Raw genomic sequence first — 15,982 nt, 5'->3', positions numbered from 1 at the left:
CCGGCAGCCCTCGCGCGGGGCGGGGGCTGCGGGCGTTCATGCAGCAAAGGGCTTGTTGGTCGGGCGGCGGACTACAGGGGCTGCAGCAGCGCGCTCAGATCGTCGAGGTCGTGCTGGCTGAGGATGCCCACGGCCTGCTTGAGCTTGAGGCGGTTGAGCAGGTAGTCGTAGCGGGCCTGCAGGAAGTCGCGCTTGGCGGTGTAGAAGAGCCGGTAGGCATCCATCACCTGCACGGGCGTGAACAGGCCGGACTTCATGCCTTCCTCACGCGCTTCCAGGGCGCTTTGCTGCGCCATCACGGCCTTGCGCAGGGCGTCCACGGAGTCCAGGCTGGCCAGCACGCCATTGAAGGCGCCACGGGCCAGGCGTTCGCTGCGGCGCAGTTCCTGCTCCTGCTCGCTCTGGGCCTTGTCGCGACGCGCATTGGCCTCGCGCACCAGGGAGTTGGTCATGCCGCCCTCGAAGAGCGGAATGTTCACGCGCAGGCCCAGCTCGGCATTGTTGTAGCGCTGGCCACGGCCGAACAGGGAGCCGCCGGTCTCCTGGCGCGAGGTGCTGGCGACCAGATTGACATTGGGGGCATAGCCGGACTTCTGGCGCTTGATCTCCAGATCGGCGATCTGCACCGCCAGGCGCCGGGCCTGCAGGGCCAGGTTCTGGTCGATGGCGGCATTGACCCAGGGACCGACCTCGGCGGGCAGGGGCTCGGAGGGGTTGAAGTCCCCCTTGAAGCCGCCCAGGGGCGGCAGTTCCTCGCCAATGATTTCCTTGACCGCCAGGCGCGCGTCTTCCAGACGGTTGCTGGCCTCGCGCTCACGGGCGCGGGCCTGGCTGTGGCGGGCCTCGGCGTCGAAGAGCTGGGTCACATTGCCCAGGCCGCTGGACTTGCGGGCCTTGGCCAGCTCGTACTGGCGCTCGGTGGCGTCGCGCTCGGCACGGGCCAGGGCCAGGCCGTCGTGGCCGGCCATCACATTGAGCACGGCGCTGGCCACGCGCAGGATCAGGTCCTGCTCGGCCGCCAGCAGATTGAAGCGGGCCTGTTCCACGCTGATGCCGGCCTGGCTGTACTTGAAGACGGCCGAAGCGCGCAGGAGCGGCTGGGTGATGGTGAGGCCCAGATTGGCGCTGGGATAGCGGCTGGCGCCGGTCGGGAAGGTCGGGTTGGAGGCTTTGTCCACGTCCTGGCGGATGGCCGACTTCTGATAGTCCAGCGTGGCCGTGGGCAGCAGGCCCGCGCGGGCCTGGGGCAGGGCCTCGGGGGCGCTGTCGTAGTCGGCGCGAGCGGCCTGGTACTTGGGGTCGCGCGACAGGGCTTCGCGGTACACGGCCAGCAGGGCCGTGGCCTTTTCCGAGGCGGCCAGCGGCGGGGTCTCCGGGTCGCGCAGCAGCATCAGCGGGCGCACCACCAGCAGGGGCGCACGCGAGTCCAGACGCTCGCCACGCTGGCCCGGCGCGGCCGTGCTGCCGCGCGAAGCGCTCTGGGCGCCGCCGGCCAGCAAGGTGCCGGGCTCGGCGGGCAGGCGCAGGCTGAGGGCGTAAGCCGCATCGCCCGAGGGGCCACGCGACAGCAGGGGCGCACGTCCGGCCAGGTCGAAGATCAGGCGCGCCGAGCCCAGACGGGTGGACTCCAGGCGCACACCGGCCAGGCCGGGATGGGGCGCGCTGAAGCGCGAAGCCGCCTCGCGCACCTGCTCGGGACGCCAGCCCAGCACATCAACCACCAGACGCGAAGGCTCGTCCAGGGTGTAGGACTGCAGACGCGCGGCTCGCACGCCGGGCAGGGCGAGTTCAAGACGTCCCTTGTCCACGCGGGCTTCGATGGCGCTCAGACGGGGCTCGCTGGCGGCACCCACGCGGGCCTGGGCCACGGCGCGGTCTGCGGCCAGGCTCAGGCGGATGCGGCCTTGTCCGTCGCGCAGCTCGCCCGCGCTGTCGACCAGATCGACATCCTCCAGCAACTGGAACTCCAGGCGCGGCACGCCGCCCTGGGTGCTGGCAGAAACCCGCGCGAAGTAGGGCACCGGGCCGCTGCGGAAACCGGCGGCGAGCTTCTCGACCGAGGCCGGGGTGGCGCCAGGCAGCTCGACCAGCAGGCGCGCGGGCTGATCCAGCACCGAGACCTCGGCCATCAGCTCGGCGCTGCCGGCCAGATGGATGTCCAGCAGATCGTCGCGCGCCGCCAGGCGCAGCTCGCGCAGTTCCACCGCCGTGCTGCCGGCCTGATCCTTTTTGGCGTTGCCCAGCAGCAGCTCCCAGCGCGAGCGGCCCGGTGTGCCGGCCACGATGCTTTGATCCACCAGCTCGTAGGCGGCGTTCAGCTCCAGCCAGACATAGGCCTGCTCATTGGGCAGAAAGACCGCACGGGCGCTTTGCACCAACGGTCGCGCCTGCAGCAGATGCTGAACCAGGGCCTCGACATCGGCACGGCGCTGGCCGCGCAGATCGATGCGCATGGCCTGTCCCTGATTCGCCAGGCTGACCTGACTCAGGCCGCCCAGCGGCGCCTCCAGCAGCAGCCTCTGCACGCCGGCCGCGCCGGCGGCGCTCAGGCTGGCTTCCAGCGCAGCACCCTGAGGGGCGGCGCCCGCTGCGGTCTGGGCCAGACTCTGACTCCCCACGCACATCGCCAGCGCAATATGACCACCCAGCAGGGCGACGTCCCTCATTGTTCTCATTCGAAATTCCCAACCCAAAAACGCAACAGCTCTAGGCCTGCTCTTGTATGGCCCCGTGATGGGCTCGCAAAAAGGCCCAGCTTTATCCAGCGCGCGAGCTTAGTGGAGCTCCGGGCCTTGAATCTGAGCGTTTCTGAGCGTGGTGCGCAGGAGTCAGGTAGCCCAACAAAAGCTGTGACGCAACTCACAAGCTCAAGGGCCTTCGACGTCAGTCAGTTTACATAATACACATTGTGCGTATTCTGATGGGACTGCGACGACAACTCCGCCACACGCAATCGGGCCGCCTTAGCGGCCTTTTTTTTCGCCGCCGCGAGCCGATAGCTTCAACATGTTGAATCGCCTTCCGAGCGATACAGGGAGCTTCGAGGATCTGCTTGCGGACCTCGGTCTAGGACCGTCTGACACAGCGCGAATTGCTCGGGCGCTAGGAGTGTCAGAGTCCACGGTTTGGCGCTGGAAACGGTCCGGCGCACCCAAAACAGCGCGCCTGGCGCTGTGGTGGCTGTCGCGTGAAGGCCACAGCGTTTGGGATGCTGAGATGCACAACCGGACCCAATTGGCAGTAGCAACGAACGCAGCTCTATGGCGCCGGGTGGCTGGTCTTGATGGCGCGAAGCGGCAGCAGTCGCCCGCCAGGTCATCCAGCGCGGCCAACGACTGGGCGTTTTCGACGGCTGAGGCAACGCCCTAGCGGGCTCACTGGGGGCTAGCCCCCAGCCCCCAGGGCATGCTTGAGCCACCGTAGCGCCGGGAGCAAGACGGCCAGGGCAAGGACCGCCAGCACGACACGAGCCCAGAACCTCGTCCAAGGGCTGAGCATGTGGCGAATGCGCGGCGGCCTGGCTGGCGGTCTCGCGTTGCGTGCAGATCCGGGGGCGTGATGCTCCCTGTACCAGTCGCGATCTTGATAGCCCATTGGCCCTCCCCGTTTTTGTGGGTCAGAGCATACCGAACGGAGACGAGGCAGCGGCTGAAGCCATCGCAGGCTCAGGACGCTGCTGGCCGGGCTGGCGGGGTGGCTCGGCAGGCTTGCCGCAGGTCAGGACACGCTCACGCTTGCCATATCGCAAGAGCGCGGCACACGGGCCTAGCTCGGTGTATTCGTAGCCCATGCGCACCAGCTGGGCCAGCGTGACAGTGGACACGCGAGCGCCATCGATCAGGAGGCCGAAGTAGGCGTAAGGCTGGCCAGCCTGTATCCATTGGCCCTCGATCTGGAGGGCTCGCCCGTGGTACGGGTCCGGGTCTTGTGCCTGGTCGCGGCTTTCATAGACGGGCCATGCATGACGACCTGGTGCACTGTGATCGTCTTTAGCTTGCGGCCGCTGGGTTTGTTGACCTGGTGCATTAACACCGGCCTCAGCTTGGGGCTTGGCCTGGTCGACTGGCTCTGTGTTGCGGTTGATAACGCGGTAGACGAGCCACACCAATACGAGCGACAAAGCGACCAGGCCGACAGTAATGAGCGGCATCATGCTCTTGATTTTGGCGGGGTTTGTGTGCTGGCTGGCGCTTTTATAGAGGCCGAAAGCCTTAGCGGGTAGCTTGTACCGGCGCTTTACAGAGCAAGTTTTCCAAGCAAGGTTCTCGCTGCACTCGGGCCATTCATACATCCAGCGGCCAAGCCAGCCAGTATCGCGAATGTGGACATGCCGACCGACCAGGCCGCGCACGTTGGCATCTACGAGGTTTGGTTTCTGAGTGGTCAGAAATATATCGATCCCTCGATGCCTGTGCGTTTCCAGCGCCTGGACGGATGCGCTAGGTGCATGGCCAGGACCACGGGGGCGCCAGACTTGCTGGACTTCATCGATAACCAATATTGCGCCGTCTGGCAGTTCCTCATGCCATTTAGAGGCGTCAACAGGTATATGGTCAAGCGTCAAGCCATTAAGGCCGTGGACGTACAAAGGCCGGTCCTTATAAAGGGTCCGGAGCCATTCGACCAGCAACGCCGTTTTACCAGCGCCAGGCGCACCAGTAATTAGCGTAATCACAGGATACTAAAGCGCTTGAGGGCAATCATGGTGACGCGTGCCGTAATGCCGCCCGCAATGATGCCGAGGGCCGTATTGCCACCGGCCATAGCGACGAGCTGGGCGGCATCGCCCACCAGCCCGCCAGCCCATGCAGCCTTGGCCTGGCTGAGAACGCTACTCACCGCCAGGTCAACGCCTGTGAATGTGACGATGCCCAAGCCGAGAGAGGCAAGGACACGTTTAACGACAGGCCCAACAAGGGCCATGATGAAAGCTGCCCAGGTCATTCAATCCGCCCCAAGAAGATAAAGGCCGCAATCAGCCACGCCACGCCAATAACGGCAAACCGGATGCCGGCCATGTACTTGCAGAACAGGCCGAAGGGATCGACCGTTAGGCCGTTGGCGAGCTGGATCGGCGCAGGGCATGTGCCCGTGTCGGCGCCGAATCCGCTATCAGGGGTGATGGACACAGGGATGTCCTTTTTCTTGATGTCCTCGCCCTCCCCTGGCGTGCCGAGCTTGGCGCACCCTGCCCGATCTGGAGCCACAGAACAGGGGTCTTTCTCGTCGCCTTCCTTGGGCGGTGGCTTGGTTTCCGTCTTTGTTTCCGTGGCGTTGGCCGCGCTGCACGCGTTGGCACCGACGCAAGTTTGCGTGACGTTCACGGTTTCGTAAGTGATCGTGTCGCCCTCATATTTGTAGTGATATTCGGGCGTGGTCGTGGTAGTGGTCGTGCCTTGCCCGTTAGTCGTGGTCGTACTAGCAGGCGATCCAATTTGCTTGGCTGGGCCAGAAGTTTCAAAATCGGCTTCGACGGTTTGACCGCCCTTCAAGGCCTCCCTAAGCGCATCTTTTAGTGCATCACTGACAGCGGGAGGGGGCGCAGTCTTGAGCTTATCGGCTGCCTCATCAGCAGTAATAGGCTGATGAAATCCAGCAGGACATTTACCGTCAAAACCAACAACCTGCTGATAACCGTTTTGCGTCTGACCTCGACAGACCTTTTCGACAGTTTTTGAAGCCGTGCGGGACCAGTAGACGTTGCCGTAACTAGGCTCAAAATAAGTCCCATCACAAGAAACGCCTGTAGTATCAACATTTGGCACACCACAGGAAAAATTCTGAACAATGCGCTTGCCCGCTGACACGGTAGCAAAAAGAGGGCTACAAGCAGCCTCCGGCGTGATGCCTTTATTGCCAGCGGCACCGCATTGCCACACAAATGCATCGCTAGGGGAAGCGCCGGGATCAGCTTCCAGGCCACCAGCAGCGGCAGGGCGGACACGGTAGCGGCTATACAACTCACCAACAACAACAGCACCAGCCCCAGCCGCCGCAATACAGGCGGGGTTTCCGAGACATCGAGCAATGACGGAGGCGGCCTCGCTGACAGTAACCAATGACCTAGCAGTCACAGCCAATTCACCAGCCTTGCCGGCGAGGTGAACAACATCTTCAGCACCTACACGCCGAACGTCACCGTAGACACCATCAACCCAGGCACGCTGAGGCGGCGGGTCTGCCCACTTGTTGCCAGGCGTGAACTTCCAGCCGCCACCGGGCGCGACGCCGGGGTTTGGCGGGAAGTGGCTCAACTGGATGCGCTTCGCGGCATGGGCCGGGGCGGAGACAAGGACGAGAGCCGAAAAAAAAGCCGCTATCAGCGGCGAGTAATGAGCCATGCAGCCCCCACTACACATAGGAACATGACCACAAAGCCGGGCGTCATGAGTGCGCAGCCTCTCGAAGGTGAAGAACGACAGCGACGGCAACCCAGACCGCAGCAACGGCCCAGCCAAGGGCCAAGCCATCCGACCAGTCCAACAACATGCAAGGCGGCACGTGGACCGAGGCGGTTTTGACAATGGGAGCGCCGCCAGCAACAGGGGTGAGGGTGTACGTGATCGACGAGCCGTCAGGCCCAGGGAGTGCATCGACCACGTACACGCTAGAGCCAACCGGCACCACCTTGCCGACCTCAGCGGAGGCAATGGCGGCCACAGCGTGCTGCGTGCTGCTGTAGCAGGTACCGGCGACCTGTGCCATGGCTTACTTCGCCGAGCGCAGGAACTTGATGGCGGCAACAGCGATGGCAGCGACCACAAAGGCAGTGGCCACGGTCACGCCGTCAGCCTGCATGGTGCTGATCGCGGTGGTGATCTCAGCGGGCACAGCGGCGTGAGCGCCACCGACGAAGGCCAGGGGAGCGACGGCGACGAGGACGCCAGCAATCTTCTTGAACATGGAAATCTCCAGCGGTGCGGTTTGAAAGGGCCAGTAGCTGCACCAGTTCCAAAGGCCCAGGGACTTAGGCGGCCTTGGCGGTGGCCTTGGCCTGCTCGACCGGACGCAGATCAACAACGACCTGTTGCGTGGTCTTGCCATTCGACATTTCCTCTTCGGTCAGCTCGACGAGGAACGGGGGTTCCATGTGGGTGATGCGGCCCAGCAGCTGAGCGGGCACGCGCACTGCGGCGGCGGTGTGGCCCTTCAGGGCGCGGCCATTGCCGTTCTGGCGGCCGTCGAGGGCAACGCGGCGGTACAGCTCAGCCGTGACCCCCTTCTTGCCTTCCATTTCCCACTCGGCCAGCTTGAAGCCGACCACCTCGACAGTGCGTTTCGTTTGATCCATGAGTACCTCTTAGGCTGCGAGCTGATACCAAGCGGGCATTTGGGCGCGGACCAGCTCGACCACGCGCACCCGGGGTTGAAAGGGCCGCACATTGCGGACCGAGATATCAATGCCATACGCGAGCAGCTCGCGGCGGTGGCGGAAGAAGGTGGCGCGGCTGAGGCTGCGCGAGGTGTCCATGCCTGCCAGGTAATCGCGGGCCGTGGCGCGCAAGTGGCGCGGGAGTTCGTCCAGATCGTCGGTGGACTTCTCGGCACGGCTGAACACCGACGCCTTCTCTTCAAACAGTCGGACAAGTTGGGCCATAGCAAACCCTCTCTCGTAGTCGCCCAAATACGCTGCACCAAGGTCCGTCAGGGCGTTGCTTCGGACCGTGCCCTCATAGCGAACGAGGCCCACGCGCTCACAGTGCGCTATCACGCGCTCGTCCGTGCAGCCGTGCCGCCTCAGTTCCAAACTCTTGATGTAGGCCTTCCAGTACTGGCGCTTGCCACCACCGAAAGCCACGGTTTCACCCTGGCCGAGCACCCTGCCCTCTTGGCGGCCTGCGTGCTGTGTGCCGAGGTACTGCATCACCGCGTGCGCGCCGTCCATCGACCCGGCCTCAAAGTTGGCTGTCAGGTCGATACGGGACACACGGGCACCCGTCCAGGCGTAGCGCACATCACGGCCCCGGTCCTTGGCGTACTCGATACGCTGGCCAGCGGTGAACGGCGGAAGGCCGTAGTGCTTCAATACCTCGTTGGCACGGTCCAGGCACTCCCAGAAGGAGAAGCCGAACAGGTTTTCAGGCCGACCGAAGCGGGAAAGGTTGCCGGACAGGCTCACCCTGTGACCATCGCAACGCACCTGGATGCTGGTTTCGTAGCTGCCCTGATGGGTGACAGCCCGAACGGTTTTCCATTTCAGCTCCCCCACCTCATCGGTGGCGATCACGCAGCCCGCATCAACGACCGGCAAACCGCCCTCGGGGTGGTCTTGGCTCATGGACAGCCAGTCCACGAAAAACGGGGTTTGGCGGTCGCGAGGCCATGCCTCGACCTTGACCCAAACGGGGGGTTCAGTCTCACCGGTGAGACTTCCGGGACGTGTTACTAGACCGTCCCGGCCCCGGGGCCGCGCCTTGCCGTGCGCTCCTGCGTCGCGCCCGCCAATCCCCGGCCCCGGCGGAATGTGGGGCGCCAGGCGCTCCGAAGTGGTCAAACGGTGGACGCTCACGCCTGGCCCTCCGTGTTTGCATGTGACATGCAAACAGGCTCCTCACAGGTGCAGCGGCCATCGCCAGAGCACAGGCGGACGTTGCGGGACTCGACCCAGACTCTCCCGAGCTGGCAGTCAACCTTGAACCACTCGCGGCCCGACTGGTCGAACAGATCGACCATTTCCGCCACCGTGCCGCAGAGGACCACGCCGCGGCGGCGGATCTGCACATGCACAACAGGCGTGCGGCCGGTTTCCAGGGCCTGGCTGACGTAGTGGCCTGTGTAGGCCCTGTGCGTCAGCGGGCCAGGCTGGACCCTTTCCGTCGTGTTGTGTGCGCTTATCATGCGTCGCCGTACCCTTTCCGGGTGCGGACTATGTACTCAGATTGAGTACGGGGGCAACGACATGTTCTTACCGCTCTTAGAGGGATTGACGCCGGAGCAAAGAGCAGAGCTAGAAACTCTGGGCATCACTCGGGCAAAGCGCAGCGACTGGAAACACGGCCGGCGAAAGCCGACCGCAGCGCAGCTAATGGTGCTTGCGACCATCACAAAAACGGACCCTCTGCCGCTGCTGTATTGGCTGGCCGAGGAGGAGGCAAACCCCGCTCAGCGGGATCTGTTTCGACGCGTCAAAGAACGGGGATCTTGGGCCGCGTTGACTCTCGTTCTGACAGTGCTAGCTTTCGCGCCTGAAGCGACTTTCGCTAGTGTTCATCGGGGTTCTGACGCATCAGCGCAGGGGCACATACTACACATTGTGCAAATGACAATCGTCAGTCACAAACCTCAGGCGCCAGCGTCTTGATGGCTTGGTACTGGGTCAGAAACACCTGCCCGCTGAGTTCGCGCAGGAAGTCGGTGCGCTCCAGCCGGTCCATCACCGGGCCCTTGACCTCGCTCAGGTGGAGCTTGATACCCGCGTCTTGCAGGCGCTGAGTGATGGCTTCTAGGCTTTCGAGCGCGCTGGCGTCAATGGCGTTGATGGCCGAGCACTGCAGCAACACATGTTTGAGCGCCGGTCGGCTGGCCACGGCATCGTTGATCCGGTCTTCCAGGCTGCGTGCATTGGCGAAATACAGGCTCTCGTCAACCCGTAGGCTCAGCAGCTGAGGGCTGGTGCGAACTTCGTGGCGCAACACATTGCGAAAGTGCTCGGTGCCGGGCACCAGACCGACCTCGGCGATATGCGGTCGGCTGCTGCGTGCCAGGTAGAGCAGCAGTGAGAGCGCAACCCCCAGCACCAGCCCCCATTCCACGCCCAGCGCCAGGGTGCCGACCAAGGTGACGGCCACGGCCGCGAAATCGCTCCTGTCGTAGCGCCAGGTGCGCGCGAGCATGCCGAAGTCCACCAGAGACAGCACCGCCACCACAATGGTGGCGGCCAGCGTGGCCTGGGGCAGGTAGTACAGGGCCGGCGTCAGCAGCAGTGAGGCGGTCAGCAGCCCCAGCGCCGTGAACACGCCCGCTGCGGGCGTCTGGGCACCCGCATCAAAATTGACCACCGAGCGTGCAAAGCCGCCCGTGACCGGAAATCCCCCGGTAAATGCCGCCCCCAGATTGGCGCTGCCCAGGGCCACCAGTTCCTGGTCGGGCTCGATGCGCTGGCGTCGCTTGGCCGCCAGGGTCTGCCCCACCGACACCGACTCCACAAAGCCCACCACGCTGATCAAGAGTGCAGGCAGAGCCAGCTGCTGCCAGACCGCGGGATCCAGGCTGGGTAGGGTGAACGGGGGCAGTCCCTGGGGCACATGGCCCACGATCTTCAGGCCCTGCCCCGCCCAATCCAGCTGCCAGGACAGCCAGGTGCTCAGCGCGATGGCCGCCACCGGGCCGGCCTTGGCGCTGAGCTCGGCCGTGCGGGACTTGAGGCCCAGACGCATCAGCGCGGGCTTGAGCCCCTGGCGGGCCCAGAAGAGAAACACCGTGCAGGTCAGGCCCACGGCCAAGGTGGGCCCATGCACCTTGTGCAGCTGGCCGGCCAGGGAGCCCAGCAGCTGCAGCAGATTGTGGCCCTCGGCCTTCACGCCCAGCAGCACCTTGAGCTGGCTGGCCGCGATCAGCAGGCCCGAGGCGGTGATGAAACCCGAGATCACCGGATGGCTCAGAAAGTTCGCCAGAAAACCCAGGCGCAGCAGTCCCATGGCCAGCAGCATCAGGCCGCTGAGCGCGGCCAGGGTCAGGGCCAGGGTCCAGTACTGCGGGGAGCCGGCGGGCGCCAGCTGGCCTATGGCGGCTGCCGTCATCAGGGAGACCACGGCCACCGGCCCCACGGCCAGTACCCGGCTGCTACCGAACAGCGCATAGAGCAGCAAGGGCGCCACGCTGGCGTACAGCCCTACCTCGGGCGGCAGACCGGCCAGCAAGGCTTAGGCCTGGCTCTGCGGGATCAGCAAGATGGTGACGATGAGCGCGGCCACCCGTCGCTGATCAGGGTGCCGCGGTCATAGCGGCGCACCAGTCCAGCACGGGCAAGCTCGGCAGCCCCGCCACGACCCTTTCCCGCGTCTGCTTGGCGGGGCGTCCTGCTCTTCCGGCATTGCCCTCCCCTGCCCCGGTTCAGAGCGCATTGAGCGGAATCTTGATGTAGCGGGTGCCGTTGTCCTCGGGCGGCGGCAGCTCACCGGCACGCATATTCACCTGCACCGAGGGCAGGATCAGGGTGGGCATGGCCAGGGTGGCGTCGCGCGCCTGGCGCATGGTCACGAACTCGTCCTCGCTGATGCCATCGCGCACATGGATGTTCTGGGCCCGCTGCTCCGCCACCGTGGTCTTGTATTGCAGCTCGCGGCCGCCCGGCAGGTAGTCGTGGCACATATAGAGCGTGGTGTCTGCCGGCAGGCTCAGCACCTTGTTGATGGAGCGATAGAGCGTGCGCGCGTCACCGCCAGGGAAGTCGCAGCGGGCCGTGCCGTAGTCGGGCATGAAGAGCGTATCGCCCACGAAGGCGGCGCTTTCCTGGCCATCGCTCACCAAATAGCTCATGCAGGCCGGGGTGTGACCCGGCGTATGCAGGGCGCGGGCCTGCAGGCCGCCAATGTTAAACGTCTCGCCATCGTCCAGCAGGCGGTCAAACTGCCGTCCGTCGCGGGCAAATTCGAGCTCGGCATTGAAGAGCGTGCCAAACACCTTCTGCACCGTGGTGATCTGGCGCCCAATGGCCGTCTGGCCGCCCAGCTGCTGCTTCAGATACGGTGCGGCGCTAAGGTGATCGGCATGCACATGGGTCTCCAGAATCCACTGCACCGTGGCGCCCAAGGCCCGCACGCGTCCGATCAGCTTGTCGGCGCTGGCGTGGCTGGTTCGGCCCGACTTGGGGTCGTAGTCCAGCACGCTGTCCACCAAGGCACATTGGCGCGTGTCGCGGTCGAGCACGATGTAGCTCAGGGTCCAGGTATCCGGATCGAAGAAGGCCTCGACCTGCATGCGGCTGCCGCCGCCACTGCTGATGCTGCCGCTGCTGTTTGCCGTCGTCGTGTTCGTCATGCCAATCTCCTGCTCGTGGGGCCGCAGCCCAAGATGATGCGTGTCACCTATCAAGTTGCATGCCAAGTCCACGAAATGGGCTCAAGTGCATGATGCGCAACGGTTTTTTCACGTGCTGAGCCCGTGCGGTCTTCATGGTGGCAGCGCATTTGCTGCCAACTTGGCAGTCCTTGGCAGTGTTGGCAGAATGCCTGCCATGCACGATGACAGCGCCCCACCCCCGCCTGCCGCCGCCGACCCGACCACCGGCTTGGTCCTGACCTCGGGACCACAGGTGCAAGCCCTGGTGTCCTACTTGGAGCATGAGGCCCGCCCCATGATCGTGCTGGACACCGACTACCGCATCCTGGCCGCCAACACCGCCTACCGGCGCCAGTTTGGCGCGGTGCAGAAGCCCTATCTGGGCCGGCCTTGCTACCAGGTCTCTCATGGCTACAGCGTGCCCTGCGACCAGGCCGGCGAGCACTGCCCCATGGCTCGCGCCCGCGAAACCCGTGGACCGGACCGCGTGCTGCACATCCACCACACGCCACGCGGCCCCGAGCATGTGGACGTGGAGTTGCGCCCCATCCTCGACGCCTCGCGTGAGGTGGTGGCCTATGTGGAGCGGCTGTGCACCGTGCGCAGCGCCTCACCACGTCCCAGCGCCGAGGGCCTGGTGGGTCGCTCGCCGGCCTTCAACGCCGCCCTGGCCGCCGTGCAGCGCGTGGCCGCCTCCCCCCTGCCCGTGCTGCTGCTGGGCGAATCCGGCACCGGCAAGGAGCTCTTTGCCCGCGCCGTGCACGAGGCCTGCGGTGCCGAACGTGCGGGCGGGCCCTTTGTGGTAGTGGACTGCTCGGGCCTGCCCGAAACCCTGTTCGAGAGCGAACTCTTCGGCTACGAAAAAGGCGCCTTCACCGGCGCCCAGGGCCGCAAGAAGGGCCTGGTGGAAACCGCTCAGGGCGGCACCCTCTTCCTGGACGAGATCGGCGATGTGCCCCTGTCCATGCAGGTCAAGCTCTTGCGCCTGATCGAGTCGGGCACCTATCGCCGCGTGGGTGGTGTCGAAACCCTGCAGGCCGACTTCCGTCTGGTGGCCGCCACCCACAAACCCCTGGAGCAGATGGTGGCCCAGGGCCTGTTCCGGCAGGACCTGTACTACCGCATCGCCGCCTTTCCCATCGTGCTGCCGCCCCTGCGCGAGCGCCGTGAGGACATCCCCATGCTGGTGGATTCCTTTTTGCAGCGCGGTCGTGGTTTCAAGGAGCGGATTCAGGTCTCGCCCGAGGCGCTGGCGCGGCTGCAGGCCCACTCCTGGCCCGGCAATATCCGCGAGCTGCGCAATGTGCTGGAGCGGGCACGGCTGTTTGCCGACGATGGGGTGATCCGCCCCAAGGATCTGCCCGCAGGCTTGGGGGTGCCGGTGGCGGCGCGTGTCACGGGGGGCGGTGTCGCGACAGACCGGCAACTTCCAGCAGCCTACCCCGGCCCTGGGGGCTCCGGGCCTGCCGCTGATTCAGCCCGCCCGCCCTATGGCCGGCCCGCCCGGGAACTGGATGACACCGCCTTGCGGGTGTGGATCAGCCAGTTCGGCGGGACGCGGCGGGAGATGGCGTCAGCCTTGGGCTGGAGCGAGCGGACCTTGTATCGGCGCTTGAGGGAGCTGGCGAACGGCTGATCCGGCCGCTTGGCTGCGGCCCATGGACTCAGGGCGTTCCGATCAAAACGCTGTCATTGCTGCTGTCGGTGTCTGCGCTGGCTCGCACGCTGACGTTGAACAGCGTGGACTGCGTCACGCCCGGCGCAAAACTGTAGGGCAGGGTGAACACCAGCGCGCCATCCTTGGGCAGTCTCGGCAGACTCATGTCACCCACCTTCAACTCAGTGGGACATACCGCACCACCGGAAGCGCTGCAGCTGATGGTGCCCAAGGCGGGGGCCGTGGCGGCAGGGCTGCTCAGCAGGTCCATCCGCAATTGAGCATCAGAGGATGCATCAGGCCCCTTATTGCCCACCGTGACCACATAGTTGAAGCTGCCACCCGCCGGCACCTTGGCGCCAGGGCCCGTCGCTTGAACGGACAGGTCCACGCTGTAGACCTTGAAGCCCAGCGAGTTGTTGCTGCCGGACAGCTGCCCCCCATTGGTGCTGGTGGCCGAGGCGCTCAGATTGATCACCTTGCTGGTACCCAGCTTGACCACACCCGCCACATCAAAGGTCAGCGAAGAGCCGGGCTGCAGATTGCTGATGGACATGCGTGTCCCGATGGCGGGGCAGACGGATCCCGGGTTGTCCGACTTGCAGTTCAGCACCTTGATGTCTTGCAACTCAGCATCGGCCGTGATGATGAGGTCGGTCGTCCCCGCCACACCCTTGCCCACATTGCTCAGCTGGATGCTGGCCAATGTTTGGCTGCCATTGCTCGAAGGAACCGGGTTTCCGACGGGCTTGACCAACACTGACAGTTCCGCCGCATTGATGGGCGGCGGCGGGGTGACCTCGCTACCGCCACCACCGCCGCCGCCGCAGGCGCTGAGAAGCACCAGCGCAGACACATTGGCGAAAGCCAGTGCGGGACGAAGACGGGCTTGGGCTTTGATCCTGGCGGCTTGCTGGCTCATAGGGGTTCCTCGAAAGCTTGGAGAAGAAGGCGAAACAGGGCTGTCGATGAACTGATGAGGTCCAAAGTGTGTTTCGGTAGGAGGTGGATGAGAAGCCGAATTTTATGGGCCGGGCTCGCGGAATCACCCACAAGCGCCCGGCGAAACGCGGAGGTAGCGCGGCATGATCCCTCAGGTATCAAGCCCTCGGTCTTCGGGCAGCTCCGCGCTTGGATGGTGCCGTATGTGACAGCGTCACAGCTTGTTCACCAAGCCTGCCTAGACTGGCTGCGGCCGTCACTGCCGGGCTTTCGCGAGCTTTGGCGTGACCCCTGCGTCTTGCTCCTCCCTCGCTCCCCCGCATGAAGCTGCTGCCCCTTCGACTCCTCGTCCTGCTGCTGGCGGCCTCCCTGCTGAGCGCCTGCTCGCCGCGGCTGATGCTGGTGCGCAGCGTGGCGGATGAGCTGGCCAGCCAGGGCCAGGCTGAAGAGGAAGACCTGCTGCTGGCGCGCGAGGCCAGCGCCTTCTATCTGAAGCTGTCCGAGTCCCTGCTGCGCCAGACGCCGGGGCATCTGGCACTCGCGGAGTCGGTGGCGGGCGGCTTCACGCAATATGCCTATGCCTTTGTGGCCTTCGAGGCCGACCGCCTGGAGAGCCGCGATGCGCGCGCCGCGCAAGCGCTGCGCCAGCGTGCCGCGCGCCTGTATCTGCGCGCCCATCGGCACGCGATGGCGGCGTTGGAGCAGCACCACGGCGGCGCTTTCCTGCAGCGCTTGCAGCAGTCATCGGCTGCGCAGCCGCTGCCGCCCTTGCCGGCTGAACAGGTGGGCGTGGCCTATTGGGCGGCGGCTTCCTGGGCTGCCTACATCTCGCTATCGAAAGACAAGCCCGAGGCCGTGGCCGATCTGCCGCTGGTGCTGCGCCTGGCCGAGTGGGCCTGGGCCACGCAGCCCGCGCATGGCGAGGGTGCTCTGGCCGAGCTGCTGGCCACGCTGGAGGCTTCGCGCCCGGGCGGCAAAGCGCAACGTGCCGAGACCTTGTTCGATCAGGCGATTGCCGCCGCCGATGGCCGCAATGCCGGCGCACTGGTTGGCAAGGCCGAGACGCTGGCCCTGCCCGCCGGTGATCGCGCTGCGTTCGAGGCGCTGCTGCGCCAGGCGCTGGCCGTGCCGGGGCAGAGCCTGGGCACGCAGGTGATGCGCCAGCGCGCGCAATGGCTGCTCGACAGCGCGGACGATCTGTTCTGAGGCCGCGCGCTCGGCCCCTTCTCCTGTTCCATATCCTTCTCACGCCCCGCAGGCCCACGATGACCCAACTCCCCCGCCGCCACGCCGCCGCCTTGATGCTGCTGGCCTTGATGTCCGCCACCGGCAGCGCCTGGGCGCAGGCGCCGGTGCAGCTGCGCATCGGCAGCCTGGTGCCCA

The 15,982-nt window shown here is 65.3% G+C and carries 13 protein-coding genes; 3 read left to right on the top strand and 10 right to left on the bottom strand.

Going from position 1 to position 15,982, the window contains the following annotated elements; translation table 11 throughout:
- Positions 1-71: 71 nt before the first annotated feature.
- A complete protein-coding gene (locus tag ACK5F2_RS12190; RefSeq protein WP_409864949.1) occupies positions 72-2,666 on the bottom strand; it encodes a TolC family outer membrane protein in 2,595 nt (864 codons plus the stop codon).
- A gap of 340 nt (positions 2,667-3,006) precedes the next feature.
- Here ACK5F2_RS12190 and ACK5F2_RS12185 point away from each other — a divergent pair, with 340 nt between their 5' ends.
- On the top strand, positions 3,007-3,369 hold the full coding sequence (locus tag ACK5F2_RS12185; protein ID WP_409864947.1) for a helix-turn-helix domain-containing protein: 363 nt from the start codon (positions 3,007-3,009) through the stop codon (positions 3,367-3,369).
- Between the two features lie 247 nt (positions 3,370-3,616).
- On the opposite strand, the gene ACK5F2_RS12180 is transcribed toward ACK5F2_RS12185, so the two are convergent.
- The 8 genes from ACK5F2_RS12180 to ACK5F2_RS12145 all read right to left on the bottom strand — a co-directional run bounded on the left by ACK5F2_RS12180 (position 3,617) and on the right by ACK5F2_RS12145 (position 11,919).
- On the bottom strand, positions 3,617-4,675 hold the full coding sequence (locus tag ACK5F2_RS12180) for a zonular occludens toxin domain-containing protein (protein WP_409864946.1): 1,059 nt from the start codon (positions 4,673-4,675) through the stop codon (positions 3,617-3,619).
- Positions 4,672-4,944 carry a DUF2523 family protein gene (locus ACK5F2_RS12175; RefSeq protein WP_409864944.1) on the bottom strand — a complete coding sequence of 91 codons (273 nt, stop codon included), beginning with the start codon at positions 4,942-4,944 and terminating at the stop codon, positions 4,672-4,674. Before ACK5F2_RS12175 ends, ACK5F2_RS12180 begins: the two co-directional genes overlap by 4 nt.
- Positions 4,941-6,341 (bottom strand): hypothetical protein, encoded by a 1,401-nt coding sequence (locus ACK5F2_RS12170; RefSeq protein ID WP_409864941.1) that lies wholly within the window; start codon positions 6,339-6,341, stop codon positions 4,941-4,943. Before ACK5F2_RS12170 ends, ACK5F2_RS12175 begins: the two co-directional genes overlap by 4 nt.
- Before the next feature lie 367 nt (positions 6,342-6,708).
- Complete coding sequence (locus tag ACK5F2_RS12165; protein WP_409864940.1) at positions 6,709-6,903, bottom strand: major capsid protein; 195 nt, start codon at positions 6,901-6,903, stop codon at positions 6,709-6,711.
- Between the two features lie 64 nt (positions 6,904-6,967).
- A complete protein-coding gene (locus ACK5F2_RS12160) occupies positions 6,968-7,291 on the bottom strand; it encodes a hypothetical protein (RefSeq protein WP_409864937.1) in 324 nt (107 codons plus the stop codon).
- A 9-nt stretch (positions 7,292-7,300) separates the two neighbouring features.
- A complete protein-coding gene (locus ACK5F2_RS12155) occupies positions 7,301-8,278 on the bottom strand; it encodes a phage/plasmid replication protein (RefSeq protein WP_409864935.1) in 978 nt (325 codons plus the stop codon).
- 991 nt (positions 8,279-9,269) lie between these two features.
- The gene (locus tag ACK5F2_RS12150) at positions 9,270-10,859 is read right to left on the bottom strand and encodes a SulP family inorganic anion transporter (RefSeq protein ID WP_409864933.1); all 1,590 of its coding nucleotides are present in this window, start codon (positions 10,857-10,859) and stop codon (positions 9,270-9,272) included.
- Between the two features lie 193 nt (positions 10,860-11,052).
- The gene (locus tag ACK5F2_RS12145; protein ID WP_409864964.1) at positions 11,053-11,919 is read right to left on the bottom strand and encodes an MBL fold metallo-hydrolase; all 867 of its coding nucleotides are present in this window, start codon (positions 11,917-11,919) and stop codon (positions 11,053-11,055) included.
- Positions 11,920-12,235: 316 nt separating this feature from the next.
- Here ACK5F2_RS12145 and ACK5F2_RS12140 point away from each other — a divergent pair, with 316 nt between their 5' ends.
- Positions 12,236-13,636, top strand: coding sequence for a sigma-54 interaction domain-containing protein (locus ACK5F2_RS12140; RefSeq protein WP_409864962.1), 1,401 nt, complete (start codon positions 12,236-12,238; stop codon positions 13,634-13,636).
- Positions 13,637-13,664: 28 nt separating this feature from the next.
- Here the strand turns inward: ACK5F2_RS12140 and ACK5F2_RS12135 are convergent, their stop codons facing one another.
- Complete coding sequence (locus ACK5F2_RS12135; protein ID WP_409864930.1) at positions 13,665-14,579, bottom strand: hypothetical protein; 915 nt, start codon at positions 14,577-14,579, stop codon at positions 13,665-13,667.
- 341 nt (positions 14,580-14,920) lie between these two features.
- Here ACK5F2_RS12135 and ACK5F2_RS12130 point away from each other — a divergent pair, with 341 nt between their 5' ends.
- Entirely contained in the window at positions 14,921-15,805 is an 885-nt protein-coding gene (locus ACK5F2_RS12130) for a TRAP transporter TatT component family protein (protein ID WP_409864928.1), read from the top strand.
- Positions 15,806-15,982 lie beyond the last annotated feature (177 nt).

Origin of the sequence: Roseateles sp. (assembly GCF_046300915.1) — a bacterium.
Classification (GTDB): domain Bacteria; phylum Pseudomonadota; class Gammaproteobacteria; order Burkholderiales; family Burkholderiaceae_C; genus Kinneretia.
This window is presented reverse-complemented; position numbering and strand designations above follow the sequence as displayed.